Origin of the sequence: Curtobacterium phyllosphaerae (genome assembly GCF_049341865.1) — a bacterium.
Classification (GTDB): Bacteria; Actinomycetota; Actinomycetes; order Actinomycetales; family Microbacteriaceae; genus Curtobacterium; species Curtobacterium phyllosphaerae.
Map to the genome: position 1 here is coordinate 416,761 of NZ_JBMPIU010000003.1, position 25,059 is coordinate 441,819.

A 25,059-nucleotide genomic window follows, 5' to 3' on the forward strand; every position below is an offset into this window, starting at 1 on the left:
CTCTCATCGGTGGTCGCGACGGGTCGGGTGCCGCGGTGGGCGCGGCGTCAGATGTCGACCTTGCCGTAGTCCTTCGGGAGTGTGAACGGACAGTAGGTCTGCATGATCGGGTCGACGCGCGCCTGGGCTCGCTCGACCGCCTCCTGCGGGGAGGCCGTGCCGAGGAGGACGCTCGAGCGCGCGTCGGCGAGGGCATCCCACCACTGGCCACCGACCGGGATGGGCGGGCGGCAGGTGGAGTCGGGCATCGACTCGACGAAGAACTTGATCGACTTCGCAGTGCCCCTCGGGTCCTTCAACGCGGCGATGTTCGACGGCACGCTGGTCGCCGGCACCATGTAGGTCTCCTGGCCCCGCTTGCCCGTGAAGTACTTCATCAGTTCCCAGACGGCGCGGTTCTTCTTGGACCCCTTCGGCAGGCAGAGCGCGAAGCCACCCGACCAGGTGTACTTGTCGTCCCCGGCCGACTCGGTTGGCAGGTAGGCCATCGTCCAGTCGAGGTCCTTCGGTCCGAAGTTGTCGAACGTCTGGATGGTCGACGGCACGCTGACCATGAACGCCATCCGGTTCTGGATGAACGCCATCTGCCCGGGAGGGTGTCCGGTCGGCTCGTACGTCGCGATGAAGGTGTCGGCGGCGCGGTACCCGATCCGCTCCGCCCAGTCCTCGTAGAACCGGAAGACCTTCTCGACGCCCGGCGAGTCCATCGTCATCCCGCAGGCCTGGTTGTCGAAGTACGACGCACCGAGTCCGAGCCCCCAGGTGAACGGCCACCCCTCGCCGTACCAGGGGAGCAGTCCGACGTGCGTGTACTCGCCGCCGGACTTATTGGAGAGTCGGTCACCGACCTCGGCGACCCGGTCGAACGTCACCGGGCCGTTCTTGGTCCAGTCGAACTCGTCGAGGTCGACACCGCCGTCCCGGAGCATCGTCCGGTTCACGAACATGCCTCGGGCATCCGTGTCGTGGGGCAGCCCGTATGTCTTGTCCTTGTAGGTGAGCTCCCCGACCGTGAACCCGAGCCACTGCTTGAGGAACTCCTCCTTGGGCTCGGCTTCGAACTCCTCGATGAGCTCGTCGATCGGTTCGATGAGTCCGATCGCCGCGTACTGCGCAGCGCTGAAGCGGTCGAGCAACCACAGGTCGGGCGCGGTCCCGCCACGGACGGCGGTGATGATGCTCGTCGCGTCGCCCGTGCTCTGTCCGGGGACCACGTTGACCTGGACGTCGATCTCCGGGTGGAGGCGCTTGAACTGGTTGAGCACCCGGGTCTGGAACGGTACGAACGTCCCCGTCACGCCCCAGATCGACACCGTGTTCGCGTCGCCGCTCGAGCCACCCGCGGTCGAGCAACCAGCTGCGAGCAGGGCGAGGGCACCGGCACCGCCGACGGTCGCGGCACCGCGGAGGAAGGATCGTCGGTCGAGTGCGCCGCTCACTTGAAGCTCCCGATCTGGATGCCCTTGAGGAATGTGCGTTGGAAGAAGAAGAACAGGATGACGAGCGGGAGGATGATGAGCACGGAGGCCGCCATGAGCTGGTTGAACTGGAAGTTCCCGGTGTTCGCCAACCGGAAGTTCTGCAACCCGATCGACAGTGTCTGCACCTTCTCGTCCTGCAGGTAGATGAGTGGTCCGAGGAAGTCGTTCCACGCTCCGACCGCCGCGAAGATGCCGACCGTGACGAGTGCCGCACGGGCCTGCGGGAACACGATGCGCCAGAGGATCCGCCACTCGGAGGCGCCGTCCATCCGCGCCGCATCGAGGAGGTCCTTCGGGATCTGCAGCAGGAACTGGCGGAGGAGGAACACGTAGAACGCGGACCCGAACAGACTCGGCACGACGAGCGGCAAGAACGTGTTGATCCAGCCGAGCCGGGCGTACAGGTCGAACATCGGGATGAGGGTCACCGGGAACGGGATGAACAGCGTCGCGAGCACGACGTAGAACATCCGGTCGCGGCCGCGCCACTCGATGCAGGCGAAGCCGTACGCGATCACGAGGTTCGACGCCATCGAGAACAGCGTCACGAGGACCGTGATGATGAGGGTGTTCCGGAAGAACGTGAAGAACGGCATCGCAGCGACCGCCTTGCCGAAGTTCGACCAGTCGATCCAGTGCGGGAACCAGGTCGGCGGGAATGCTCCGAGCTCCTGGTTGCCCTTGAGTGCCGAGATGACCATCCAGTAGATCGGGATGAGGAACAGGACGCTCCCGGCGATGAGCACGACCCGGGCGATGACGGTGGACCAGCCCGAACGGACGGAGCCGTCGGTGTTCCGCGACGGCTCGCCGCGACGTGTCGGAGGTCGGACCGTCTCGATCGAGTCGGTGGTGGTGGACCTGCGGTCGGTGGTGGTGGTCATCGTCACTCCCCGGAGACGTCGTAGTTCACGAACCGGCGGGACAGCCAGTACACGAGGGCGGACAGGATCATGCCGGCGAGGAAGAGCAGTACGGCCATCGCACTCGCGAACCCGAGTTGGGCGTAGCTGAACGCGTTCTTGTAGAGGTACAGCATGTAGAACAGCGTCCCGTTGTCGGGTGAGCCGAGCCCGCCCGTCCCGGATGAGATCACGTACGCCTCGGTGAACACCTGCAGGCCGTTGCTGATCCCGGTGATGAGGTTGAACAGGATCGCGGGGGAGAGCAACGGCAGCGTGATCGACAGGAACTGCCGCATCCGGCCGGCACCGTCGACGCGGGCTGCCTCGTAGAGCGGTTTGGGGATGCCGCGCATGCCGGCGAGGAACACGAGTGCCGCGTTGCCGGCGCCCATCTGCGCGAGGGCGACGATCACGAGCTTGGCGGTCGTGGGGTCTCCGAGGAGGTTCGTCGCGGGGATCCCGACGAGTTTCATCAGCTGGTTGACGATGCCGGTCTGCGGGTTGACGAGCACAACGAAGATGAACGCGAGCGCGAACGTGGGGATCAGGGACGGGATGTAGAGCGCGGTGCGGTACCAGCTGATCTCGCGGACGTCCTGGTTCATCGCGACGGCGATGACGATCGCGATCACGATCCCCACCGGAACGGCGATCACCGCGTAGAACAGCGTGTTGCCGACCGCGGTGTGCACCAGCGGGTCGATGAACGCGGCGATGTAGTTGCCGAACCCGACCCAGGTCGCCGCGTCCATCCCGGAGTACCGGGTGAGGCTGATGACGAACGAGTAGATCAGCGGGTAGGCGATGAACACGAGCACACCGACGATCCAGGGCGAGATGAAGGCGATCCCGATGCGGAGCCGACGCCGCTCCGCAGGTGTCCAGGGGTGTTTGGCGCTGGCCGTCCGGACCAGCTTGGCCGTTCCGCTGCGGGACGGGCGAGCTGCGGTCCCGGGTCGTGCAGTGGTGGTCACGGGTGGTCCCTCCGTTGCCGGGCCACCTCGTCGTGACCGCGGGTGACGCGGATCCACCAGACCGATCCATTCCGTCCAAACGGTGGACGAAATCGCGTCGTGATCGATGCTAAGGACGATCCGCGACCGAGGTCAACCTCCGGCTCGGAGTTCCGGCGGTCGGTTCTCCCCCTCCCGTGCGGCCACGGCCGGTCCGACGCGGGGCGGACCGGCCGGCGCTCACGCCCCGCTCCCCGAGCCACCCCGGAAGCCGGTCGCGCCCTCGGTGACGTGCCGCGCGGTGATCTTGCCGGACCCGTCCGGGGTCCCGGTGACCGTGACGTGCTGCCCGGCCTTGAGCTCGGACGTGCTGCCCGCCACGGACCGCGTGACGGTGGCGGACGACGGGACGGTGATCGTCTCCTTCGTGCCCGCGGGCGTCGTGATGGTGACCGTCGAGCCGGAGACCGAGTCGATCGTGCCGGTCGTGAACCCGGCACCACCGGCACGCCCGAACCCGGAGCCGCCGGTGCCGGAGCCGCCGGTGCCGGAGCCGCCGCTGCCCGACCCGCCGGTGCCCGACCCGGATCCGCCGCCGTATCCCGACGCCGAGTGCGCGTACGGAGACCCGGACCCGGCCAGGCCACGCCCGGTGACGATCCCGCCCGCGAGACCGACGCCGAGCGCGAGGACGCCGACCACGACGGGGACGAGCCACCGCGCGGGCGACCTCGGTGCGGGCGGTGCGGTCTGCCAGCCGACCGGCGCGGGCGCGGGCGCGGAGGCGGGAGCGGATGCCGCCGGCGCGGTCGGCCAACCGCCCGGCGCCGGCGCCGACCCCGAGGTCGGTGCGGGTGCCGGACCGGAGGGCGCCGGGGTGGATGCGGGGTCGTCGTGCATGCTCATGGGGGACTCGTTCCTGGGGAGGGGTGGTTGTGACTGGTCAGACGGTGCGGAGCGCCTGGATCGGACGCATGCGCGCGGCGCGGGCCGCTGGGTAGACGCCGAAGAACAACCCGATCGCGACGGAGACGCCGAGCGCGAGCGGGATGCTCGACACGACGAGGACCGGGTCGGTGCCGTCCACCGGGAACCGCGCGAGGAGCACGGCGACGACCACGCCGAGGACCCCGCCGGCGATGGTCAGACATGCCGCCTCGGCGAGGAACTGACCGAGGACGGCGCGCCGCGTCGCGCCGATCGCCTTGCGGATCCCGATCTCGCGGGTGCGCTCGGTGACCGTGACGAGCATCACGTTCGTGACCCCGATGCCGCCGACGAGCAGGCTGATCGCCGCGACCGCTCCGAGCAGGACGGTGAAGCTCTCGGCGCTCTGCTGCCGCGTCTGGAGGAGGGTGCTCGGACTGGTGACGGTGAACGGGGCGTCCGCGGCGGTGGCGCCGGTGAGCTGGTCGAGCTCGACCGACGTCTCGCCCTCGGCGGCCGGGACCACCTCGGGCGACCTCGCCGACACCAGCAGGCCGGAGAGGGACCCGTAGCCGGTGAACTGCTCCTGCACCGCCCCGATGGGTGCGACGACCTCGGTGTTCGGGTCGGTGAACCCGACGCTGGTCTGCTCGGCGAGTTCGCCCGTCACGGTGAACGTCGAGCCGCCGACCGTGACGGTCCGCCCGATCGGTGACGTGGTCCCGAACAGGTCCTCGGCGAGTTCCGGGCCGATGACGACGTCGTGCGCGGACCCGGCCGGGAACGACACCCCCTCGGCGAGCTTCGCCGTGCTCACCGAGAGGTAGGCGGGCGAGGACCCGATCACCTGGATGCCGGTCTCGGACGCGGTGCCCGCGGCGACGGTCTGGTCGGTGGTGGCCTCGGGGACGACGTCGCGGACGTCGCCGAGGCCGGCGTGCCCGAGCTGGTCCGCCGTCGCGAGCGTGATCGGCCGGGTGGCGGTCGCGTCGGTCGCGGACCCGCCGCCGGCGCCGGCGGTCTCCGGGCGGACGGTGAGCGTGTTCGTCCCGAGGGCGTCGATGGACGCGTCGACCTGCTGCGCCGAACCGTTCCCGATCGCCAGGAGCAGGATGACCGCTGCGACGCCGATGAGCACACCGAGCATGGTGAGCGCGGAACGGAGCTTGTTCGCGGTGATGCCCTGCAGCGCGCTCAGCAGGACCTCGCCCGGCCTCATCGGGCACCCGCCAGGTGTGCGGAGCGCCCTGTCGTGCCCGGCCGGTCGGCGGTGATCCGTCCGTCGGCGAGGGTGAGCACCCGGTGGGCGCGTTCGGCGACGTCGTCCTCGTGCGTGATGACGACGATCGTCCGGCGCTCGGCGACGAGGGAATCGAGGAGGTCGAGCACCTCGGCGGTCGCGGTGCTGTCCAGGTTGCCGGTGGGCTCGTCGGCGAGGACCAGGGTCGGCTCGGTGACGAGTGCCCGGGCGATCGCGACACGCTGCTGCTGTCCGCCGGACAGTGCCTGCGGCTGATGGTCGGCGCGATCGGCGAGTCCCACCCGGTCGAGCGCTGCGAGGGCACGCTCCGTGCGGTCGCGGCGGCCGACACCGGCGTAGGCGAGCGGCAGTGCGACGTTCGCGACGGCGGTCATCCGCTGGACGAGGTTGAACGACTGGAACACGAAGCCGAGTTCGCGGTTCCGGATCCGCGCGATTGCGTCGTCCGACACCGCGGCGACGTCCGTGCCGCCGAGCCGGTACCGGCCGTCGGTGGGGACGTCGAGGCAGCCGAGGATGTTCATGAGCGTCGACTTGCCGGACCCGGACGGGCCCATCACCGCGACGTACTCGCCGTCCTGCACGACCAGGTCGATCCCGCGGAGCGCATGGACGGTGCCGTCCCCCGTGCCGTACACCTGGTGGACGCCGACGAGCTCGATCGCCGGGGTCCGGGGCGCGCTGCCGGCGAGCCCCTCCGTCACAGCGTTCACCGCCCGCCGCCGGACGCCCCGCTGCCGGACGCCCCGGACGTCCGGCCCCCGCCCGTCCCGGACGCCCCGCCGCCGTAGCCACCACGCCCAGCCCCGGTCCCACCGAGCCCGGTGCCGAAGCCACCGCCCCGGGTACCGGTGCCGGTCGTGTCGCCGGTGGACGCCGACACGCTGCCGAGCGAGATCCGCTCCCCGGCGCGGATGCCGCGCCCGGAGATCTGCGTGCCGACGGTGCCGACCTCGCCGACGGTGACCGCGACGTCGCGGATCGACCCGTCCGCGGCGACGACCTCGACGTCGTGCCCGGTCGCGGTCGTGTGGATCGCCGCCGCCGGCACGTACAGGGCGTCCGCGGCACTGGAGGCGGTGGTGACGGCCACGTCGGCCGTCTCGCCGTAGCGCACGCCGGCCGGGATCGCCGCGAGGGTGACGGTGACCGGGAACTCCACGAGGCCGTCCGACGTCGTGCCGGTCGGCGCGATGGCGGTCACCTTGCCGGTGGCCGTCGTCCCGGTCGCCGCCGGGAACGTGACGGCCGCGGTCTGGCCGACCGTGAGAGCGGCGACGTCGGCCTCGGGGACGTCGGTGGTGACGACGTCCTGGGCGGTGTCCGCGATCGTCACGACCGACGACGAGCCCGCTGCGGACGAACCGCTGCTGCTGCTCCCACTCCCGCCCGACCCGGATGCGCCCGACCCGGATGCGCCCGACGCGCTGGTGCTCGCGGTGGTGGCGCCGACCGAGGTGTCCGTGGTGGTGCCGGTCGCCGACACGGTCTGCCCGACCGACGCGCCGACGGCGACGACCTCGCCCGCGGTGGGAGCCGTCAGGGTGGCGTCGTCGACTCCGGACTGCGCGGTGGCGACGGCGGTCTCGTCGGTGGTGACGCGCTCCTCGTCCGTCAGCACCGTCGACTGGGCCCCGGCCACGCTCTGCGTGCTCGTGGACCCCGAGGCGCCCGGAGCACCCGACGTCGCAGACGACCCGGACGCGGTCCGCGTGGCGACGGCCGTCGTGCTCGTCTGGGCCGTCGCGAGCTCGGACTCCGCGTCTGCCAGGGCGGCCTGGTCGTCGGACAGGGTCGACTCGTCGTCCGTGAGGGTTTTCTGCAGCGCGGTCGTGCTGACCGTCGCGATCGTCTGACCCGCGGTGACCGTCTGCCCGAGCGTCACGTCCACGGCGCTCACCGTCCCGGGCACGGCGAAGCCGACGGCGGTCTCGGACACGGGGGCGAGCGACCCGGTCGTGCTCACCGTCGCGGACACCGTCCCCTGCTCGATCGTCCCGGTGAGCTGTGCCGCGGTGCCGGCGCCCGCGGCCGGGAGGACGACCGCGGTGGCGACGGCTCCGCCCGCGAGGACGACGGCACCGCCGATCGCGGCGATCGTGATGATGCGTTGTCTGGTGTTCACATGGCACAGCGTGTGCCGGTGGTCTCTCGGTCTCCTCGGGACTTCGTATCAAACGGCAGGAGTCGCCTGAGGGAACGTCGAGCGGGGCGTGCACGGCACCCGTCGGAGCCAGGGACGCGCGCCGGGGGTGGCGACCGCGGACCCGTCGCGCCCGAACGCCAGGACGTCGACCGGGAACCGATCGGCGAGACGGTCGAGGTCCGCGTGGTCGCCCGCCATGATCGCGGTCGCGAGGACGTCGGCGGTGACGATGTCGTCCGCGGCGACCGTCACCTGCGCGAACGTCACCGCACCGCGGGTCCAGATGTGTTCGCCGCGTTCGGCGACCCCGGACGTCGCGACCGCGCGCCGGGGCGAGCCGAGCGGGAGGCACGCAGCGAGTGCATCGCGTCGGTCCGGGTCGACGACCCCGACCGTCCACGGCGAGCCCTCGTGGACGCCGCGCGCGAGCACGTCGCCGCCGCCCGCCAGGAGCCAGTCGTCGGCGCGACGGTCGAGGACCGCACCGGCATCGCGCATGGCGAGGGCCTTCACCACGCCCGACAGGTCGACGACCCCGTCGGGACGGTGCGGTGTGAAGGCCCCGTCGGTGCGTCGACGCCACGCGAGCGCGAGCGCGTACACATCGCGGACCGCGGGGTCGGTGTCGGTGAGGCGGAGCTCGCCGCGCGCCACGGCACTGAGCGGGGAGGCGTCGTCCCAGAGGCTGTAGGTCCGGTCGGAGGACGTGAACACGCGCTCGACCTCCGCGACGTCGTCGTCCGTCAGGGAGCCGCCCGGGAACCGCAGGCTCACCACGGTGCCCATCGTCCCGAACGTGCGGACCGTCACAGTCCGGCCTCGTCGATCGCCGACTGCAGCGAGGTCGTGTACCCCTCGCTCGTGTAGGTCGCACCGGAGACGGCCTGGATGTCCGCGGACTGCGCCGCCAGCGCCTCCTGTCGGAGTATCGGAGCGGCCTGGTTGCTGATCGCGACGGAGCGTCCGTCGTGGTCGGTGAGTCGGAGTGCCGTGACGTCCGTGATGGTGCCGTCCTTGACGACGATCGCGACCTGGACCGCTCCGTAGCGCGTCTCGGTCGCAGCGCCGTCGAAGGTGCCGGAGACGCCCGAGGACGCCGAGCCGGAGGTCCCGGTCCCGGAGGTGCCGGTCCCGGAGGTCCCGGTCCCGGAGGTCCCGGAACCGCTGGTCGTCCCTCCCGTCCCGGAACCGCTCGTCGTCCCTCCCGTCCCGCTGCCGCCGCCCGCGGAACCGGCGGCCGACGGTGTGTCGACGGCGGGCTGCACCCCGAGCTGCCAGCCGATGGCGAGCAGTGCGACGGAGGACAGCACCCCGCCGACGACGACGCGTGGCTTCACGACTCGAACCTCTCCTGGTGGATCTGGTGCTCCGGGACGCCGGCGCGACGGGCCTCCTCGACCACGAGGTCGCTCCACGCCCGCGGTCCACAGACGTAGACGTCGGAGTGCAGCAGGTGCGGGAACGCCGAGTGGAGCGAGACGCCGCGGCGGAGGTCCTCCTCGGTCATCCAGCTGTCCCGGCTCCGCGCTCGAGGACCGACCATCCCGAACAGCGTGCTGCCGGACCGCTCGGCGAGGTCGGCGACCTCCGGCCAGAGGTACTGCTGGTCGGCGTCCGAGCCGCGGAGGAGCACGGTCGCCTCGCCGGGACGGAGGTCGGTGTCCTCGAGCAGGGACCGCACCGGGGTGACGCCGATCCCGGACGCGATGAGTGCCAGGTAGGGCGCCGTCCGTGCCCGGGTGGTGAAGAGCCCGTACGGACCCTCGAGCGAGACGGCCGCACCCGGTCGGATGCGGCCGAGCCGGGCCGACCCCGCACCGAGGTCGCGCACGGTGATCCGCGCGCCCCGGTCCGTCGGGACGGCCGAGAACGAGACCGGGTGCGCGTGGTACCAGGTCCGTGTCGTCCAGAACCGCCAGACGCCGTACTGCCCGCCCCGGACGCCCAACCGGTCGAGGTCACGGCCCGCGAGGTGGATCGAGACGACCCCGGGCGCGATCGGCTCGACACCGACCACCCGGATCCGGTGCCGCAGCGTGACGACGACGGGCATGACGAACCGGAACAGCGCGATCAGCCCGAGCGAGACGGAGTACAGCCCGATCCAGTACGCACGCTGCCACGTCCCGGAGCCGAGGACGCTCCCGGTGCTCAGCATGTGCGGCAGGGCGACGCCGACCGCGACGTAGCTGAGCAGGTGCACCACCTGCCACGCCTCGTAGGCGAAGTGCCGCCGCACGGACACGACGCTCGTGACCACGACCGCGAGGAACAGCCCGAGCGACACGTACGCCAGCACCATGTCCGAGCCGCTCCTGAACAGCGAGATCGTCTCCGCCACCGGGTTCGAGCGGTCCGACAGCCCGTAGCCGAGCGTCAGCAGCGCACCGTGCGCGAGCAGCAGGTACAGCACCGGCTTGCCGAGTGCCCGGTGCTGGGCGATCGCCACGTCGTTGCCGAACACCCGGTCGACGAGCGGGACACGGGCGGCGAGGACGATCATCACGAGGCACAGGTCGGCGGCGACGAGCCCGGCGACGATCCCGGCGGCCGTCAGCCAGCCGGCGACGCCCGAGATCGCGTGCGACCCGGGGGAGGCCAGGTAGAGCGCGACCGCCATCGCGGCCGATGCCCAGGCGAGCACGCCGAGCGCGTCGGACGCGGCCGAGCGACGCCGGTGGTCGCGCCGACGACGCGCCGCGGCGCGCTCCAGCGTCTCCGACGGCACGGACGGGAGGCGCGGAGCCGGTGACGCGGATCGCGGCAGCGGCCGGGTCGTTTGGTCCGTCATCGCGTGCTCCTCTCGGACGAGGTCGGGGCACTCGGCTCCCGATCAGTGGAGTCACAGCATCCCGAGTCGTCCTTTGGACGAGCACTGAACCGGGCGGCAGTTCTGTTCGAGAACGCACGCGATCGGCGCGCGCCGCGGCCGATCAGCCGCGAGGGAACGACACGGTCGCGACCGCACCGCCGTCGGGGGAGTTGCGGAGCTCGGCGCGGCCACCCGCGCTCGTCGCGATCGCCCGGACGAGCGAGAGTCCGAGGCCGCTGCCGCCGCGGACCCGACGCCGCGACTCGTCGGCCCGTGTGAACCGGTCGAACGCCACGGGCAGGAACGACTCCGGCACCCCCGGCCCGTCGTCCGCGACCGTCAGGACGAGCACCTCGTCCTCCATCTGCCCGAGACGGACCCGGACGGAGCCGCCCTCGGGACTGAACGTCGTCGCGTTCGTCACGAGGTTGTCGACGACCCGGCCGAACGCCGCGGCCGACACCGCGTAGCGAACCTCCGGATCCGGGACCGCGACGTCGAAGTCCACGCCGACGTCCGCGACACCGGTGCCCGCACGACCGCGGTCGACCGCGCCCATGAGCTCGGACACCAGGTCCGACGCGGCGCTCGCCGTGCCCTCCGTCGTCCGGGGCGTCACCGCCGTCTCGTCGAGGCGGGAGAGCTCGAGGAGGGTCGCGGTCAGCGTGGCGAGGCGGTGCACGTCGGTCTCGACGATCCGGACGTCCCGCTCGAGCGCCACCGCGTCGCCGAACGACCGGTGCGCGAGTTCGAGGCGGTTCGTCAGGACGGCGAGCGGCGTCCTGAGCTCGTGACTCGCGTCCGACATCATCTGCCGTTCGTGCTCCGCACTCGCCCGCTGCCGTGCCAGGAACGCGTTCAGCGTCGTCGCGAGGGCGGCGATCTCGTCGTCGGTCCGGCCGACCGGCAGGTCGCCGACCGCGGCTCCGGTGCTGAGGTCCTCGGCCGCGCGGCGCATCCGCGCGACCGGCCGGAGCGCCAGGGAGGTCAGGAGCCAGGCCGAGCCGGCGAACGCCGCCAGCGCGACGACGGTACCGATCCAGAGCGAACGGTCGACGGCCGCCAGGGTGAGCTCGCCCGCCGCACCGTTGCGGGCGGCCCAGACGACGAACGTGCCCTCCGAGGTCCGCAGGCGCTCGCCGACGACGCTGAAGACCGCGCCGTCGGCCTGGGTCCGGTAGATCGTCCGGCCGTCCGTCGTGGACAGTCCCACCGGGACCCCGTCCGCGGGCGAGCCCTGCGGGTTCCGCGACGGGGAGCCGTCACCGGGCTCGTGACCGTGCTGTCCGGACCCGGACCCGGACCCGGGTCCCGTCCCGTCGGCGCTGGACGCCCCGGGGAGCCCACGGCGGACGTCGTGGGGGAGCGTGTCGACGAGGAGCGATCCGTCGGGCGCCTGGACGGCCACGAGCACGCCTGCCGAGGGCGCATCGGGCTGCTCGTCGGGGTTGTCCCGGAGGTCGGCGAGGAACGGTGCGATGTCGCTCGTCGCCAGGGAGACCTCGGTGCCCCGCGTCTCGGCCCGGATCTGCAGGTGGAGGACGACCGCGACCGCACCGAGCACGAACGCGCCGACGAGCAGACTGCCGAGGGTGATCCGCATGCGGATCGACAACGACCGCACCGCCCTCACGAGCCGGGCGTCCCCGGGCGCGTCACCCGGGCCTCCAGGCGGTACCCGATGCCACGGACCGTGACGATGGCGACGTCCGCGTCCGCGGCGGCGAGCTTCCGCCGCACGTAGCTGACGTACTGGTCGACGATCGTCGGGTCGAAGTGCGCGGCCGAACCCCAGACGTCGTCGAGGACCTCGGCGCGCGAGCGGACCTCGGGGGCGCCCTGGATCAGGAACCGGAGGAGCGAGAACTCCTTGACGCTGAGCGGGAGGTCCCGACCGTGCACCGTCGCCCGCACGGCGATCGTGTCGAGCCGCACGGCGCCGGACTGCACGATCGTCGACGCACCCGCCGCCTGCCGGCGGAGGTGCGCCCGGATGCGTGCGTTCAGCTCGGCGAGGGCGAACGGCTTCGTCAGGTAGTCGTCGGCGCCGGAGTCGAGGCCGAACACCCGGTCGTCGACCGCGTCCCGCGCCGTGACGAGCACGACGGGGAACGTCCCGCCCATCTCACGGATGCGGCGGCAGACCTCGAACCCGCTCATCTCCGGGAGCATGACGTCGACCGCGGCCGCGTCGAAGTCCTCGGAGCCGACACTGACGAGCGCGGCGACGCCGTCGTGCACGAGGGTGACGGTGTGCCCCTCGCCGACGAGGCCCGCTTCGACGAGCGAGCCCATCTCGTGGTCGTCCTCGACGACCAGGATGTGCGCCATGCCCTCACTCAACACCATCGGGGTGGCCCCGACGGTCGTCCCGGGTGCCCGGCGCGTTCGTGTGAGGTCTCGAGTGATCGACGCCGGAGCGCCGGACGAGGGCGCGCATAGCGTGGCGGCATGACCGCATCGACCCCGTCCCGAGCCGACGACCGCCGACCGACCACCACCCCGAGCGGGCCCCGCCGAGCCTTCGCGATCCTCGTCGGCCTCACCGTGCTGTTCATCTTCCTGCAGTCGCTGACCGCGGGGGAGTTCATCACCGACGGCCTGCCGAACGGCGCGCGGGAGGTCTGGACCGACGTGCACGGGTACCTCGCCTACCCGATCATGGTGTTCGCCCTGCTCGCCGCCATCGTGGCGTTCGCTCGTCTCGACGCGCGCGGCACGGCGGTCATGGCCGGTCTGCTGTTCGTCGGTGCGGTCGTGCAGTGGCTGCTCGGGCACGCGATCACCACGCTCGGCATGGACTGGGTCACCCCCTTCCACGTCGTGCTCGCGTTCGTGATCTACGGACTCGCGGTGTGGCTGTCGGTGCGGAGTGCGGCGCTCCGCCGCGCCTGAGCAGCGGTCCCGGCGCGGCCCGGGTGCCGTTCCGGTGCGGCCCGGGTGCCGTTCGCGCGGTGAGTGAGCGATCGTCGGGTGGCGTGTTGCCGGCCGACGATTGCTGCTCACTCACCGCGTCGTCGGGGGTCCCCCGTTCGCGTCGCACTCGAACTGGGTCGTGGTGGGACGGCCCGGTCGCAGCGAGAGTCGTCTCCGGGACGGTGATGGATCCGGGCGGGGTGCTCCGGTCAGTGAGCCCGCCCCGGATGGTGTGGCCCGATGCCCGAGACGCTCTCACGACGATCGCTCCTGCGCGCCGGTGTCGGAGCCGGGGTCGTCCTCGCCGGGGCCGGTGCGACCGCGTACACGGTGTCCGGCCGGCGGTCCGTCATCTCCGAGTCCGACGACGCGACCACCGCCAGCACCGTCGGCCTCCCGCAGGACGGGCTCGAGGTCGTCCGCGGGACGACGTCGGTCGCCGTGACGGTGGCGGACCTCGCGTTGTTCGCCGACGACGGGGTGGTCGAGTGCGAACCGTGCGGCGCATGCACGGGCGCGGGAGCCGCGGCAGCGGGCACGGCGGGCACAGTGGGCGCGGCGTTCTCCGGGTCGGGCACGGCGTCCTCCGGGCCGGGCGTGCTCGTCCGGACCCTGCTCGACGCAGCCGGTGCCGACGGCTCCGAACCGGCGCGGCTGACCTTCCGGACGTCCGGCGGGCGACGGAGCACCATCGTGGTCGGGGCGGCGCGCATCCGTTCCGGTCGGGCGGTGGTGACAGGACACCGGCACGGCACGGGATCGCCCGGTCCCGGCGACCGGTTCGCCCTGGCCGGGCTCCGCGACGGTCTCGACGACGTGTCGCTCGAACGCATCGAGATCCTGGCATGATGCGAGCACACCCCGCGACGACGCGGCCCTCGACCATCCCTCGTCGACGTACCACGACATCGGAGACCCGACCGTGCTGAACATCCGCGCCCTCTTCCGAGCCGCGCACCCGAGCGGTGCCCGGACGCTCTACGTGTCGCCGACGGGGTCCGACGGCAACGGCGGGACGTCCGCGTCGTCGCCGAAGCGGACGATCCAGTCGGCCGTCGACGCGGCGCGTGCCGGGGACCGGATCTCCGTGGCGAGCGGCACCTACGGCTACGTCTCGATCTACGGCCGACAGGGCACTCCGACCGCGTGGATCACCATCGAGGGCGCGGTCGGCGCGCGGCCGGTCATCGACGTGTCGACCCCGATCGCATCGTCGGGAGGGAGCCGCTGGACCGACGGGATCGACGTCCAGCAGTCGGCGTACGTCGCCGTCGTCGGCTTCGAGGTCCGCGGATCGCAGACGTCACCGGACACGAACCCGTCCGGCATCGCGGTGTTCCGAGGATCGCGGCGGATCTCGGTGTGGGACTGCGTCGTGCACGACTTCCCGGGCGGCGGCATCAACTGCTTCTGGCAGGCGCAGAGCACCTACGAGGGGCAGGTCCTCCCCGGCGGTGGGTGGGACGGCGTGGACGTGTTCTTCAACACCGTGCACGGCACGTCCCGGTACTCGCCGAACAACACGTCCGGCATCAGCTTCTACGGCGGCGAGGACCTCGGCGTCGGGACGATCGACGGACGGTACGGCTACCGCGCGGTCGGGAACTACGTCTACGACGTCGTCTGCACGGTCCCCTACACACCGGGCGGGCTGGGGTTCGTCACCGACGGGAACGGCATCAGCCCGGACTCGCTCGCCGTCGCGAACTCGCTGAACCCCTCGGTCCGCCCCTACCGGAAGCGCGGCCTCATCGAGGGGAACGTCATCGTGGCCTGCGGCGGTCGTGGCGTGCACGTCTTCAACTCGAAGGACATCGACGTCGTGAACAACACGCTCGTCGGCAACCTCCGGACCAAGAGCCCGGCGATCACCGGCTCGACCGAGGTCGACCTGCAGCTCGACACCCGGGACCCGCAGAACGGTGTCGTGATCGCGAACAACCTCATCGCACCGACGAACACCGCGCGCGCGTTCGACCGGACCGCCCAGTCGGTGCGGGGCAACACCGTCGTGGGCGGCACGGACGTCGTCCCGGCGGGCAACCAGAGCCTCCGACCCGTCGGTGTCCGGATGTTCTCCGGTGGGATGTCGGCGACCGCACTCGCGGCCGGTCCCGCGCTCAGCGCGCTCAAGCCCTCGGTCCAGACGCTCGTGGCGCGCGTCCCGGGACAGACCGGGTACCAGGCCCTCGGTCTCGGGCAGCAGACGGGCAACAGCGTGGCCGTCGGGGCGCTCCCGCGTCGATGACGGGGCGTCGCGACGGCGCACGCTGCTCGGGTGGTGCCGGGGTGCCGGCGGGTGGTCCGCGTCAGCTCGCGGTGGCCTCCACGTCCTCGCTCGCCCGGTGCGCCGCGGTGTGCGTCGAGGTCGTGACGGGTGTGACGCCGCCGCGGATGAGCTCGTTGTTCGCGTCCCGCTTCTCGGTGCGTTCCCACACGAGCCCGGTGTCCCGGACGTACATGGAGAACCCCTTGGCGAGCGGCAGCAGCCACCAGAGCCAGTAGCCGAGCATGAACACCAGGTTGACCCGGAGCATGTACCCGACGCGGTCGCGGAGCCTTGGCAGGACCGGGCGGGACATGACCAGCGCCTGGCGCATGCCGCGGAGCAGCAGACCGAGGGCGAGCAGCATCGTGAACGCGGACACGATCGCGGTCACCGGGGAGAGCACCCCGCCTCGCGACACGTCGACGATGGCCCATGCGCCCACCGCGAACCCGATGGGGTTGAAGGCGAGCGACAGGCACGGCACGAAGTTGAGTCGTGCCCGGAACCGTTGCCCGGGTGTCATCCCCATGCGGACGAGCGGCTTCGACAGGCTCTGGAAGAACCCGGCGACCCAGCGCTTCCGCTGCGTGACGCCCTGCGCCCACGTCGCGGGCACCTCCTCGACCAGGGGCGACTCGACGACGCCGAGACGTCTGCCGTTCGTCCACATGCGCATGCCGATCTCGGGGTCCTCGATCGTCAGCCACGGGTGGAAGCCGCCGACCTCGAGCAGGTCGCTGAACCGGAAGAACAGCCCCTTCCCGAGCACGTAGAACGGGTGCTTGCCGTCCGCCGACATGTGCTTGTACAGCGACGAGTCCCACGCGATGTGGTCCATGCCGTAGAAGGACGCCGGCCAGGTCCCGAGGAGGTTCCCGGTGATGTTCGTGTTCTGCACGACGTCGTACGACTCCATGCCCACCGCGGCCGTCCGCCAGTAGTCCTCCGGGACCGCGCTGTCGGCGTCGATGTAGGACAGGAGCGCGTCCTCGTTCCCGGGGGCGACCTGGTACATCGCCCAGATGAGCTGCCGGGTCTTCTTCGGCGGCAGGGCACGGTCGCCGCGACGCTTGTCGAGGTGCCACCAGTACGCCTTCGGGTTCTCGTCCCACGCGCGCCACACCGCGTCCCACGACGCGTCGGTGGTCGGCGGCACCGCGAGGACCTCGAGGAACGGGAACTCCGTCGCGAGCCGATCGAGCGACTCGATCGTCTCGCCGTCGTTCGCGTTGGGGATCGCGATGACGCGGAGCAGCTCCGGCGGGTACTTCGCGGCCGCCATGCCGGTGAACGTGGTCCGCATCGTCTGTTCCAGCTCCCGGAGCACCGGGTAGAACAGCACGATCTTCGGGAGCGCCCTCGGCTCCGCGGTCCGGTCGACGAGGTTCACCGGGAGCGTGTAGAACCAGATCGTGACGAGGATGCCGACGAGGTAGACGAGCTGGACCGCGAGCAGGATCCAGTCGAGGGGGTCCTGCGTCATACCGTGAGGCCCCGCTTCTTCAGCTCGTCGTTCGCTGCGGCGACCTTGTCCTCGGCGGTCTGGTCCGACACCCACGCGACGAGCTCGCGCACCCCGTCCTCACGGAAGCGGTACTCCGGCTCGAACCCGAGGACCTCCTTGGCGAGGGTCGGGTCGGCCCAGCAGTGCCGGATGTCGCCGGCGCGGTACTCGCCCGTGATGATCGGTTCGATGTCGGGTCGGCCGAGTGCGTCGGCGAGGATCGTCGCGACCTCGGCGATGCTGATCGGGTCGCCGATGCCGATGTTGATCGCCTTGCCGTTGGCGTCCGGGGCGGTGAGCGCCAGGACCGTGGCCCGCGCCACGTCCTTGACGTGGATGAAGTCGCGCTTCTGGTTCCCGTCCTCCATGACGATCGGGGGCTGCCCGTTCAGCAGCCGTCCGCTGAAGATCGCGGCGACGCCGGTGTACGGGTTCGAGAGCGCCTGGCGGGGTCCGTAGGCGTTGAAGTACCGCACCGCCGTGACGTCGATGCCGTAGGCGGCGCCGACCGAGAGCACGAGGAGCTCCTGGTCCATCTTCGAGATCGCGTAGACCGACGTCGGGAACAGCGGCTTGGTCTCGCTCGTCGGCACCGGGGCGAGCGCCTTGCCGCAGACCGTGCACCGGGGCTCCCACTCGCGCGCCTGGAGTTGGGCCTCGGAGCGCAGCCGGGGTGCGATCGGCCCGTGGTCGACGCACTCGTAGGAGCCTTCGCCGTAGATCGACATCGACGACGCGACGACGATCTTCTCGACCGCGAAGTCGCCGTTCACGAGCACGTCGAGGAGCAGTGCGGTCCCGCCCGTGTTCGCGTCGACGTACCGGGAGATCTCGTACATGGACTGGCCGACGCCGACCTCGGCGGCCAGGTGCACGACCTGGTCGATGCCGTCGAGCGCGCGTTCGAGTCCGGCGCGGTCGTTCATGTCGCCGGACATGAACTCGGCGTCGTCGGAGACGTACCGCGGGCCGTTGCCGCCGTGGACCTGCTCGACCATCTTGTCGTAGACGCGGACGGTGTGGCCCTGCTCGAGCAGGATGTCGACGACGTGAGATCCGATGAAGCCGGCTCCGCCGGTGACGAGGATGTTCATGCTGCTGCCTTCTCGGCCTGGGTGGCGGCCGGTTCGTCGATGGATGTGGTGGACCAGGCGGGAGCCGGTGGCCGACCGAGGGTGAGGACGTCCCACCCGGCCGCGTTCCAGACCGCGGAGTCGAGCCCGTTCCGGGCGTCGATCACGGTCCGGGTGGCGGTGGGGGAGGCCGTGGTCGCGGTCCCGAGGAGGGCCGGGTCGAACTCGCGGTACTCGGCCCACTCGGTCAGGTGCACGACGAGGTCGGCGTCGCCGGCCGTGTCGGCGACCGAGTGCGAGTACCGCAGTTCCGGGGCGGCACGGCGGGCGTTCTCGATCGCAGCCGGGTCGTGGACCGTGACCTCGGCGCCGAGACGGTGCAGCTCCCGCGCCACGTGCAGGGCGGGCGAGTCGCGGACGTCGTCGCTGTTCGGCTTGAAGGCGGCACCGAGGACGCCCACGCGACGACCGTCGAGCCGGCCACCGAGTGCCTCGACCGCCAGGTCGACCACACGCTGCCGACGGCGGTCGTTGATGCGGTCTGCCTCGCGGAGGAACGTCAGGGCGTCGCCGACGCCGAGCTCCTCGCCGCGGGCGCGGAACGCGCGGATGTCCTTACCGAGGCAACCGCCGCCGAACCCGACGCCGGCGTTCAGGAAGCGACGTCCGATCCGGGCGTCGTGGCCGATCGCGTCCGCCAGCGTCGCGACGTCCGCCCCGACGGTCTCGCAGACCTCGGCCATCGCGTTGATGAAGGAGATCTTCATCGCGAGGAACGAGTTGGCGGCGACCTTGACGAGCTCGGCGGTCTCGAGGTCGGTGACGAACAGGGGCGTCCCGCTCTCGAGCACCGGCTCGTAGACCCGACGGAGGACTTCGGCCGCGGCCGCCGTGTCCGTCCCGAACACGAGTCGGTCCGGATGCAGGGTGTCCTCGACGGCGAAGCCCTCACGGAGGAACTCGGGATTCCAGGCGAGGTCGATGTCCACGCCGGGTCGGGCGGCGTCCCGGACGAGCTGGGCCAGTCGTCGCGCGGTCCCGACCGGCACCGTCGACTTGCCGACGATGAGTCCCGGTGCGGTCATCCGCGACGCGAGTCCGGCGACGACGGCGTCGACGAAGCGCAGGTCGGCCCGGTCGGACCCGGCGAGCTGCGGGGTGCCGACGCAGACGAAGTGCACCTCGCCGAACGCCGCCGCCTCGTCGAGGGACGTCGTGAACCGGAGGGACCCGGCCGAGACGGAGCGGCGGAGGAGTTCGGGGAGTCCCGGCTCGAAGAAGGGTGCGTCGCCGTCGCGCAGACGGGCGATCTTCTCCGGGTCGGTGTCGACGCCGAGGACGTCGTGCCCGAGTGCGGCCATGCCGGCGGCGTGGACGGCGCCGAGGTACCCGGTCCCGATGACGGTGATCTTCATGGTCGTCCCCCTCAGGCCGCGGACTCGGTGGAGTGGATGGCGAAGACCGGGTTCGACTCCGGCTCCCGGGCGTGCGTGTCGGCGCGGAGGGCGGGCGTGTCCTGCCCGTCCGGCTGGCCGCCCACGAGCTGCGGCGCGGCGTCGCGGACCTCGTCGAGGCGGGACCGGAAGGACGCGATCGTCCGCTTCAGCCCCTCGAGGATGCCGACCTGCGGTGCCCAGTCGAACAGGCTCGCGGCGAGCGTGATGTCGGGCCGCCGGCGCGTGGGGTCGTCGACCGGCAGCGGGAAGTACTCGATCTCGGAACGGGAGTCCGAGAGCGCGATGATCAGCTCGGCGAGGCTCGCGACGGTCCGTTCGGCCGGGTTGCCGATGTTGACCGGGCCGAGCTCGTCGGAGTCGATCATCGCGACGAGGCCGCGGATGAGGTCGTCGACGTAGCAGAAGCTCCGCGTCTGGGTGCCGTCGCCGTAGATCGTGAGGGCGTCGCCGTTCAGCGCCTGGGCGATGAACGAGGTGACCACCCGTCCGTCCGCGGCGCGCATCCGTGGTCCGTAGGTGTTGAAGATGCGGACGATCCCGGCGTTGGTGTGCCGGGTCCGGCGGTAGGCGCTCGTCACGGCCTCGGCGTACCGCTTCGCCTCGTCGTAGACGCTCCGCGGGCCGTTCGGGTTGACGTTCCCCCAGTAGTCCTCGCGCTGCGGGTGCACGTGCGGGTCGCCGTAGATCTCGCTCGTCGACGCGAGGACGAAGCGTGCGCCGTCGCGGTCGGCGAGTTCGAGGAGGTTCTCGGTCCCGCGGCTCCCGACGAGGAGGGTCTCGAGGGGGAGCCGGTGGTAGTCGGGCGGTGACGCGGCACTCGCCAGGTGCGCCACTGCGTCGACGTGCGTCCCGCGCGTGGCCGTCCCGAGCGCGTCCGCGTCGATGACGTCGGCCACGACGAGGTGGAACCGCGGGTGTGTGAGGGCTTGGGCGAGGTTCTCCCGACGCCCGGTGACGAGGTTGTCCACACAGGTGACCTCGTCGCCACGGGCCAGGAGTGCTTCGCAGAGGTGCGAGCCGAGGAAGCCGGCACCGCCGGCCACGAGAACGTGCATTGAGACTCTTTTCGGGAAGAGGGAACGCGTGGATCCGTCGGGGAACGGGCACGCCGAGGAGCGGCCTGGTGTCGGTCAGCTCGCGGGATCGAGCGGGGGGAAACTGACAGTGGCTCGCGTAGCAGGACGATATCCGTCCCCCAAAGGGGGGACCCGGCGAATTCGGGAACAGCACAGCGAACCGTAACAAGCGTGAAATCCGCAGCCTCGCCCGGCCGGGGCGCGACGATCCGGTGTCCGGTGCTAACGGCCTCCCGTCACCGGCCGATAGTGCCTCGTAGCCGCTCAGGACGAGCGGCGCTCCCGCCCCACGGATGGTGGCGGGGAACCAGACCTAGGACGGGCCGATGATCGTCGTCACGCGACTCAACGACAGCAGATTCGCTGTCAACCCGGACCTCGTGGAGCGCATCCAGGAGTCCCCGGACACCACGCTGATCATGGTCGACGGCGCGAAGTACATCGTGACCGAGACCATGGCCGAGGTCATCGACCTCATCGCCCAGTACCGCGCCCGGATCGTGTCCCTCGCCTACAGCGAGCCCGACGTCGCCTCGGCGTCCGGCGCCGGCCACTTCGCCGCCCCGGGGATGACCGGACCGCAGCCCGTCCTCGCACCCGTCGCCGAGCTCTCGGACGTCCGGGACGCTGCCCGCGACGCCGCCGACGGGAGGTCCTGACCATGGACCCGGCGACCATCATCGGCATCCTGCTCGCCTTCGGCGCACTGTTCGGGATGATCACGATGGAGCACGTCTCCATCGGCGGACTCATCATCCCCGCCCCCATGATCCTGGTGTTCGGCGCGACGCTCGCGGTCGGCATCGCGGGCACCACGCTGAAGGACGCGATCGCCAACTTCAAGGCGCTCCCCACGGCCTTCACCGGCAAGGTCACACCCCCGCAGAAGGTCATCGACGACGTCGTCGGACTCGCCGAGACCGCGCGTTCGAACGGGCTGCTGGCCCTCGAACAGGAGGCCGACAAGCACGACGACCCGTTCACGAAGAAGGCGCTGCAGAACATCGCCGACGGCACCGACGGCGAGGAGCTCCGGATCCTGCTCGAGGACGAGATCGAGTCGAACGCCTCGACGCTCCGCACCGCGAGCAAGTTCTTCATGGGCCTCGGCGGCTACGCTCCGACCGTCGGCATCATCGGCACCGTGGTCTCGCTGACCCACGTGCTCGAGAACCTCTCGAAGCCCGACGAGCTCGGTCCGCTCATCGCGAGCGCGTTCGTCGCGACCCTCTGGGGTCTCCTCAGCGCGAACTTCATGTGGCTCCCGATCGGGACACGGCTGAAGAAGCTCAGCGACCTCGAGGTGGCGCGCCAGACGCTCCTCATGGAGGGGCTGCTCGCGGTCCAGGCCGGGTCGCAGCCGCGACTGCTCGGCGAGCGGCTCCGCGCGATGGTCCCGCCGACCGCGCTCGGCAAGGCCGGAGCCGACGGCGCCCCCGCCAAGGGCGGCAAGAAGTCGAAGAAGGACGCCGCCGCCGACGAGCAGCTGGCCGCATGATGAGCGGCGCACGCGGCCACGGCCGGAAGAAGGCCGGCCACGACGAGGACGAGCACCCGGACGAGCGGTGGATGGCGTCCTACATGGACATGATCACCGTCCTCATGTGCATGTTCATCGTGCTCTTCGCGATGTCGACGGTGGACCAGCAGAAGTTCATCGCACTGAAGAACTCCCTCGCGACCGGCTTCGGGCAGACGCAGTCGCAGAAGGTCGACACGGCGAGCGGCACCATCGTCCCGCCGGACCAGGTGACGAAGAAGAACGGCAAGGGCTACTCGGTGTCGAAGACCGACGCCGAGCACTCCAGTGCCGCCGACGGCACCGCCCACTCGAACGCGAACGGTGCCGACGCGGCGAGCACGACGACGTCGGACCCGACGTCGATCACGATCCCGGCGGCGAGCAAGTCCGACATCGCGAAGGCCACGAAGGAACTCGACGCACTGCGCGCGATCCAGGACGCCATCGCGAAGAACCTGGCGGCCGAGGGCAAGACGTCGAGCGTGCAGTTCCAGCTCGACGCCCGGGGCCTCACCGTCCGGCTGGTCGGGAGCGAGACGTACTTCGGCACGAACAGCGCGGACCTGTCCGCCGACGCCAAGACGATCATGAACGCGATCGCACCGGTGCTCCAGGGCTCCGGGCACGACGTCAGCGTCGAGGGCCACGCCGACCAGCGGAACTCGACCGCCCCGTACGCGACGAACTGGGAGCTGTCGTCGGCCCGGGCGACCGGCGTGCTCCGCGACCTGGTCGAGCGGGGCGGGATGCCGGCGGACCACATCCAGAGCGTCGGGTTCGGGTCGAGTCGTCCGCTGTCGCAGGGCACCGACGACGCGGCACTCGCGCTGAACCGTCGGGTGGACATCGTGGTGCTCTCCTCGGCCGGCGAGGACGTCAGCGCGCTCATGCCGAAGATCGCCGCGGCCCAGGACGCGGCGACGGCGGCCGCGGCCGGGTCCACGACCGGGACGGCCGTCGGCAGCGCGGCGGGGACGGCGGGCGACTGACCGGGCGAGGACCGAGGAGATCCATCCGGATCCGCCGTGGACCCAGTAGGGGGGTCACGGCTAACGGGCGCTCCGCCACGGGCCGATAGTGCCCGTCGTGACCGACCTCCTCCCCACGCGCGTCGACCCGACGTCCGTCGTCCCCGCGGGTGGAGACCGCCGTCACGACCCCCGGGCGGTCGAGGTTTACGACTTCCGCCGCCCGACGACGCTCGCGCGCGAGCACTCCCGGGCGCTCGAACTCGCCTTCGAGACGTTCGCGCGCCAGTGGGGCACGCAGCTCACCGCGAAGGTGCGTGTGCTCTCCCAGGTGACCTGCGAGCAGCTCGCGATGCTGACCTACGACGAGTACGCCGCGTCGCTCCCGCCCCTCACCGGGATGATCCTGCTGCCCGTCGAAGGCGCCGTGCCGAAGGCCGTCATCCAGTTCCCGCTCGACGCCGCCCTGACCTGGGTCAGCCATGCACTCGGCGCGCCGCGGCCGCTCCCGACCCCGGAACGCACCTTCACGGTCATCGAGCAGGCCCTGATCCGCAAGCTCGTCGACGACGCCCTCGACGACCTCCGCTACTCGCTCGGGTCGCTCCTCGTGCAGCAGATCAGCGTGGGCTCGTTCCAGTACAACTCGCAGTTCGCGCAGGCCGCGGCGAAGAGCGACCTGATGATCGTCGCGACCTTCGCGATCCGCGTCGGCGAGCGGGTCGCGCCCGGCACCTTGGCGATCCCGGCCGAGGTCCTGCTCCCGCAGCTCGGTGAGACCACGCCGACGATCTCCGCTGCGCACGCGCGGGACCTCCTCGACGCGCAGCTCGCGAACGTCCCGGTCGGCGTCTCCCTGCGGCTCGCACCCGCCGACGTCCTGCCCGCGGCGGTGCTCGGCCTCGCCGTCGGTGACGTCGTGGCACTCCCGCACCCGCAGCACCGTCCCCTCACGATCACCGTCGACGGCGAGCCGATCGGCACCGCTGCCGTCGGTGCGAACGGGTCCCGCCTCGCCGGCATCGTCGTCACGTCCGACCCCGCCGGCACCACCACGAACTCCGAGAGGTCACGATGACCGCCACCATCACCCTCCAGACCGCGGCTGCGGAGGCACTCGTCGGGCAGCTCCCGACCCCGGCCCCGCTGCACGCGGTCGCCGTCGCCCACGACGCCGCCACGACCGCCGCCGCACACGCCGGTGACGCCGTCGTCGCGTCCTTCGTCGGTGCGCTCTCGGCCGACCTCGCGCTCGTCCTCGTCGACCTCGGGTCCGTCGCCGCGGCCGGCGGCACCGACTCGTCCCTCGTCTCCGTCACGGACGTGCTCCGTCCGGCGCTCGAGTCCGCCGCGGCGATGCTCGGCGCGGGCGTCCTCGGCGAGGCCACCCGGGACAGCGCCGCCTCGCTGTTCCTCGACGCCGCGACGGTCGTGTTCGAGCTCACCGCCGGTGGGGTCCCCGCCGGCTGGTTCGCGGTCCGCGTCCGCGAGGCGGCGGCGATCACCGGCGGTCCCGTGACCTACGCGCCGGGGAGCATCGCGGGCAACCTCGGACGCATCAACAACGTCGAGATGACCCTCACCGTCGAGATCGGGCACACCCGGATGTCGGTCCGGGACGTCCTCGGTCTCGAGCCCGGTGCGGTCGTCGAGCTCGACCGCAGCGCCGGCGCCCCCGCCGACGTGCTCCTCAACGGCCGGCTCATCGCGCACGGCGAGGTCGTCGTCGTCGACCAGGACTACGCGGTCCGCATCACCCAGATCCTCGACGTCGCCGAGGGGAACTAGT

24 protein-coding genes are annotated in these 25,059 nt (G+C 71.4%); 8 read left to right on the forward strand and 16 right to left on the reverse strand.

From position 1 onward, the window contains the following. Nucleotides 1–47: 47 nt before the first annotated feature. From ACO0E0_RS07570 to ACO0E0_RS07625, 12 genes are all read right to left on the reverse strand, one after another. Nucleotides 48–1,439: an extracellular solute-binding protein gene (locus ACO0E0_RS07570; RefSeq protein WP_422870790.1), complete on the reverse strand. Its 1,392-nt coding sequence runs from the start codon at nt 1,437–1,439 to the stop codon at nt 48–50. Continuing rightward, nucleotides 1,436–2,365, reverse strand: coding sequence for a carbohydrate ABC transporter permease (locus ACO0E0_RS07575; protein WP_422870791.1), 930 nt, complete (start codon nt 2,363–2,365; stop codon nt 1,436–1,438). Before ACO0E0_RS07575 ends, ACO0E0_RS07570 begins: the two co-directional genes overlap by 4 nt. Before the next feature lie 2 nt (nt 2,366–2,367). Further along, a complete protein-coding gene (locus ACO0E0_RS07580) occupies nt 2,368–3,360 on the reverse strand; it encodes a carbohydrate ABC transporter permease (RefSeq protein WP_422870792.1) in 993 nt (330 codons plus the stop codon). A 219-nt stretch (nt 3,361–3,579) separates the two neighbouring features. Continuing rightward, complete coding sequence (locus tag ACO0E0_RS07585; RefSeq protein WP_422870793.1) at nt 3,580–4,245, reverse strand: DUF5666 domain-containing protein; 666 nt, start codon at nt 4,243–4,245, stop codon at nt 3,580–3,582. Between the two features lie 37 nt (nt 4,246–4,282). Next, nucleotides 4,283–5,485 (reverse strand): ABC transporter permease, encoded by a 1,203-nt coding sequence (locus ACO0E0_RS07590; protein WP_422870794.1) that lies wholly within the window; start codon nt 5,483–5,485, stop codon nt 4,283–4,285. Beyond that, entirely contained in the window at nt 5,482–6,240 is a 759-nt protein-coding gene (locus ACO0E0_RS07595; protein WP_422870795.1) for an ABC transporter ATP-binding protein, read from the reverse strand. The genes ACO0E0_RS07590 and ACO0E0_RS07595 overlap by 4 nt, the downstream gene beginning before the upstream one ends. After that, nucleotides 6,237–7,652 carry an efflux RND transporter periplasmic adaptor subunit gene (locus tag ACO0E0_RS07600; RefSeq protein ID WP_422870796.1) on the reverse strand — a complete coding sequence of 472 codons (1,416 nt, stop codon included), beginning with the start codon at nt 7,650–7,652 and terminating at the stop codon, nt 6,237–6,239. The genes ACO0E0_RS07595 and ACO0E0_RS07600 overlap by 4 nt, the downstream gene beginning before the upstream one ends. Before the next feature lie 48 nt (nt 7,653–7,700). Next, on the reverse strand, nt 7,701–8,483 hold the full coding sequence (locus ACO0E0_RS07605) for an FAD:protein FMN transferase (RefSeq protein WP_422870797.1): 783 nt from the start codon (nt 8,481–8,483) through the stop codon (nt 7,701–7,703). Then, complete coding sequence (locus ACO0E0_RS07610; protein WP_422870798.1) at nt 8,480–9,010, reverse strand: FMN-binding protein; 531 nt, start codon at nt 9,008–9,010, stop codon at nt 8,480–8,482. The genes ACO0E0_RS07605 and ACO0E0_RS07610 overlap by 4 nt, the downstream gene beginning before the upstream one ends. Then, a complete protein-coding gene (locus ACO0E0_RS07615; protein ID WP_422870799.1) occupies nt 9,007–10,464 on the reverse strand; it encodes a ferredoxin reductase family protein in 1,458 nt (485 codons plus the stop codon). Before ACO0E0_RS07615 ends, ACO0E0_RS07610 begins: the two co-directional genes overlap by 4 nt. A gap of 142 nt (nt 10,465–10,606) precedes the next feature. Then, complete coding sequence (locus ACO0E0_RS07620) at nt 10,607–12,088, reverse strand: sensor histidine kinase (RefSeq protein WP_422870800.1); 1,482 nt, start codon at nt 12,086–12,088, stop codon at nt 10,607–10,609. 26 nt (nt 12,089–12,114) lie between these two features. Continuing rightward, nucleotides 12,115–12,816 carry a response regulator transcription factor gene (locus tag ACO0E0_RS07625; RefSeq protein ID WP_422870801.1) on the reverse strand — a complete coding sequence of 234 codons (702 nt, stop codon included), beginning with the start codon at nt 12,814–12,816 and terminating at the stop codon, nt 12,115–12,117. Nucleotides 12,817–12,936: 120 nt separating this feature from the next. Here ACO0E0_RS07625 and ACO0E0_RS07630 point away from each other — a divergent pair, with 120 nt between their 5' ends. From ACO0E0_RS07630 to ACO0E0_RS07640, 3 genes are all read left to right on the forward strand, one after another. Further along, nucleotides 12,937–13,380: a COX15/CtaA family protein gene (locus tag ACO0E0_RS07630; RefSeq protein WP_422870802.1), complete on the forward strand. Its 444-nt coding sequence runs from the start codon at nt 12,937–12,939 to the stop codon at nt 13,378–13,380. A gap of 261 nt (nt 13,381–13,641) precedes the next feature. Next, on the forward strand, nt 13,642–14,250 hold the full coding sequence (locus ACO0E0_RS07635; RefSeq protein WP_422870803.1) for a hypothetical protein: 609 nt from the start codon (nt 13,642–13,644) through the stop codon (nt 14,248–14,250). 73 nt (nt 14,251–14,323) lie between these two features. Then, a complete protein-coding gene (locus ACO0E0_RS07640; protein WP_422870804.1) occupies nt 14,324–15,649 on the forward strand; it encodes a right-handed parallel beta-helix repeat-containing protein in 1,326 nt (441 codons plus the stop codon). A gap of 61 nt (nt 15,650–15,710) precedes the next feature. Here ACO0E0_RS07640 and ACO0E0_RS07645 read toward each other — a convergent pair whose 3' ends face one another. From ACO0E0_RS07645 to ACO0E0_RS07660, 4 genes are read right to left on the reverse strand one after another with little or no spacing between them, the layout of a single operon-like run. Beyond that, complete coding sequence (locus tag ACO0E0_RS07645; RefSeq protein ID WP_422870805.1) at nt 15,711–17,153, reverse strand: glycosyltransferase family 2 protein; 1,443 nt, start codon at nt 17,151–17,153, stop codon at nt 15,711–15,713. Then, complete coding sequence (locus tag ACO0E0_RS07650; RefSeq protein ID WP_422870806.1) at nt 17,150–18,268, reverse strand: NAD-dependent epimerase/dehydratase family protein; 1,119 nt, start codon at nt 18,266–18,268, stop codon at nt 17,150–17,152. Before ACO0E0_RS07650 ends, ACO0E0_RS07645 begins: the two co-directional genes overlap by 4 nt. Then, nucleotides 18,265–19,662 carry a UDP-glucose dehydrogenase family protein gene (locus ACO0E0_RS07655; protein ID WP_422870807.1) on the reverse strand — a complete coding sequence of 466 codons (1,398 nt, stop codon included), beginning with the start codon at nt 19,660–19,662 and terminating at the stop codon, nt 18,265–18,267. Before ACO0E0_RS07655 ends, ACO0E0_RS07650 begins: the two co-directional genes overlap by 4 nt. Nucleotides 19,663–19,673: 11 nt before the next feature. Continuing rightward, nucleotides 19,674–20,759 (reverse strand): NAD-dependent epimerase/dehydratase family protein, encoded by a 1,086-nt coding sequence (locus ACO0E0_RS07660; RefSeq protein ID WP_422870808.1) that lies wholly within the window; start codon nt 20,757–20,759, stop codon nt 19,674–19,676. Nucleotides 20,760–21,106: 347 nt separating this feature from the next. Between ACO0E0_RS07660 and ACO0E0_RS07665 the strand changes: the two genes are divergently transcribed. From ACO0E0_RS07665 to fliN, 5 genes are all read left to right on the forward strand, one after another. Then, nucleotides 21,107–21,439, forward strand: coding sequence for a flagellar FlbD family protein (locus tag ACO0E0_RS07665; protein ID WP_422870809.1), 333 nt, complete (start codon nt 21,107–21,109; stop codon nt 21,437–21,439). A gap of 2 nt (nt 21,440–21,441) precedes the next feature. Next, the gene (locus ACO0E0_RS07670) at nt 21,442–22,278 is read left to right on the forward strand and encodes a motility protein A (protein ID WP_422870810.1); all 837 of its coding nucleotides are present in this window, start codon (nt 21,442–21,444) and stop codon (nt 22,276–22,278) included. Further along, on the forward strand, nt 22,275–23,291 hold the full coding sequence (locus tag ACO0E0_RS07675) for an OmpA/MotB family protein (RefSeq protein WP_422870811.1): 1,017 nt from the start codon (nt 22,275–22,277) through the stop codon (nt 23,289–23,291). The genes ACO0E0_RS07670 and ACO0E0_RS07675 overlap by 4 nt, the downstream gene beginning before the upstream one ends. A 97-nt stretch (nt 23,292–23,388) precedes the next feature. After that, the gene (locus ACO0E0_RS07680) at nt 23,389–24,348 is read left to right on the forward strand and encodes a flagellar motor switch protein FliM (protein ID WP_422870812.1); all 960 of its coding nucleotides are present in this window, start codon (nt 23,389–23,391) and stop codon (nt 24,346–24,348) included. Then, the gene (gene fliN, locus ACO0E0_RS07685) at nt 24,345–25,058 is read left to right on the forward strand and encodes a flagellar motor switch protein FliN (RefSeq protein ID WP_422870813.1); all 714 of its coding nucleotides are present in this window, start codon (nt 24,345–24,347) and stop codon (nt 25,056–25,058) included. The genes ACO0E0_RS07680 and fliN overlap by 4 nt, the downstream gene beginning before the upstream one ends. The last annotated feature ends 1 nt before the right edge of the window (nt 25,059 follow it).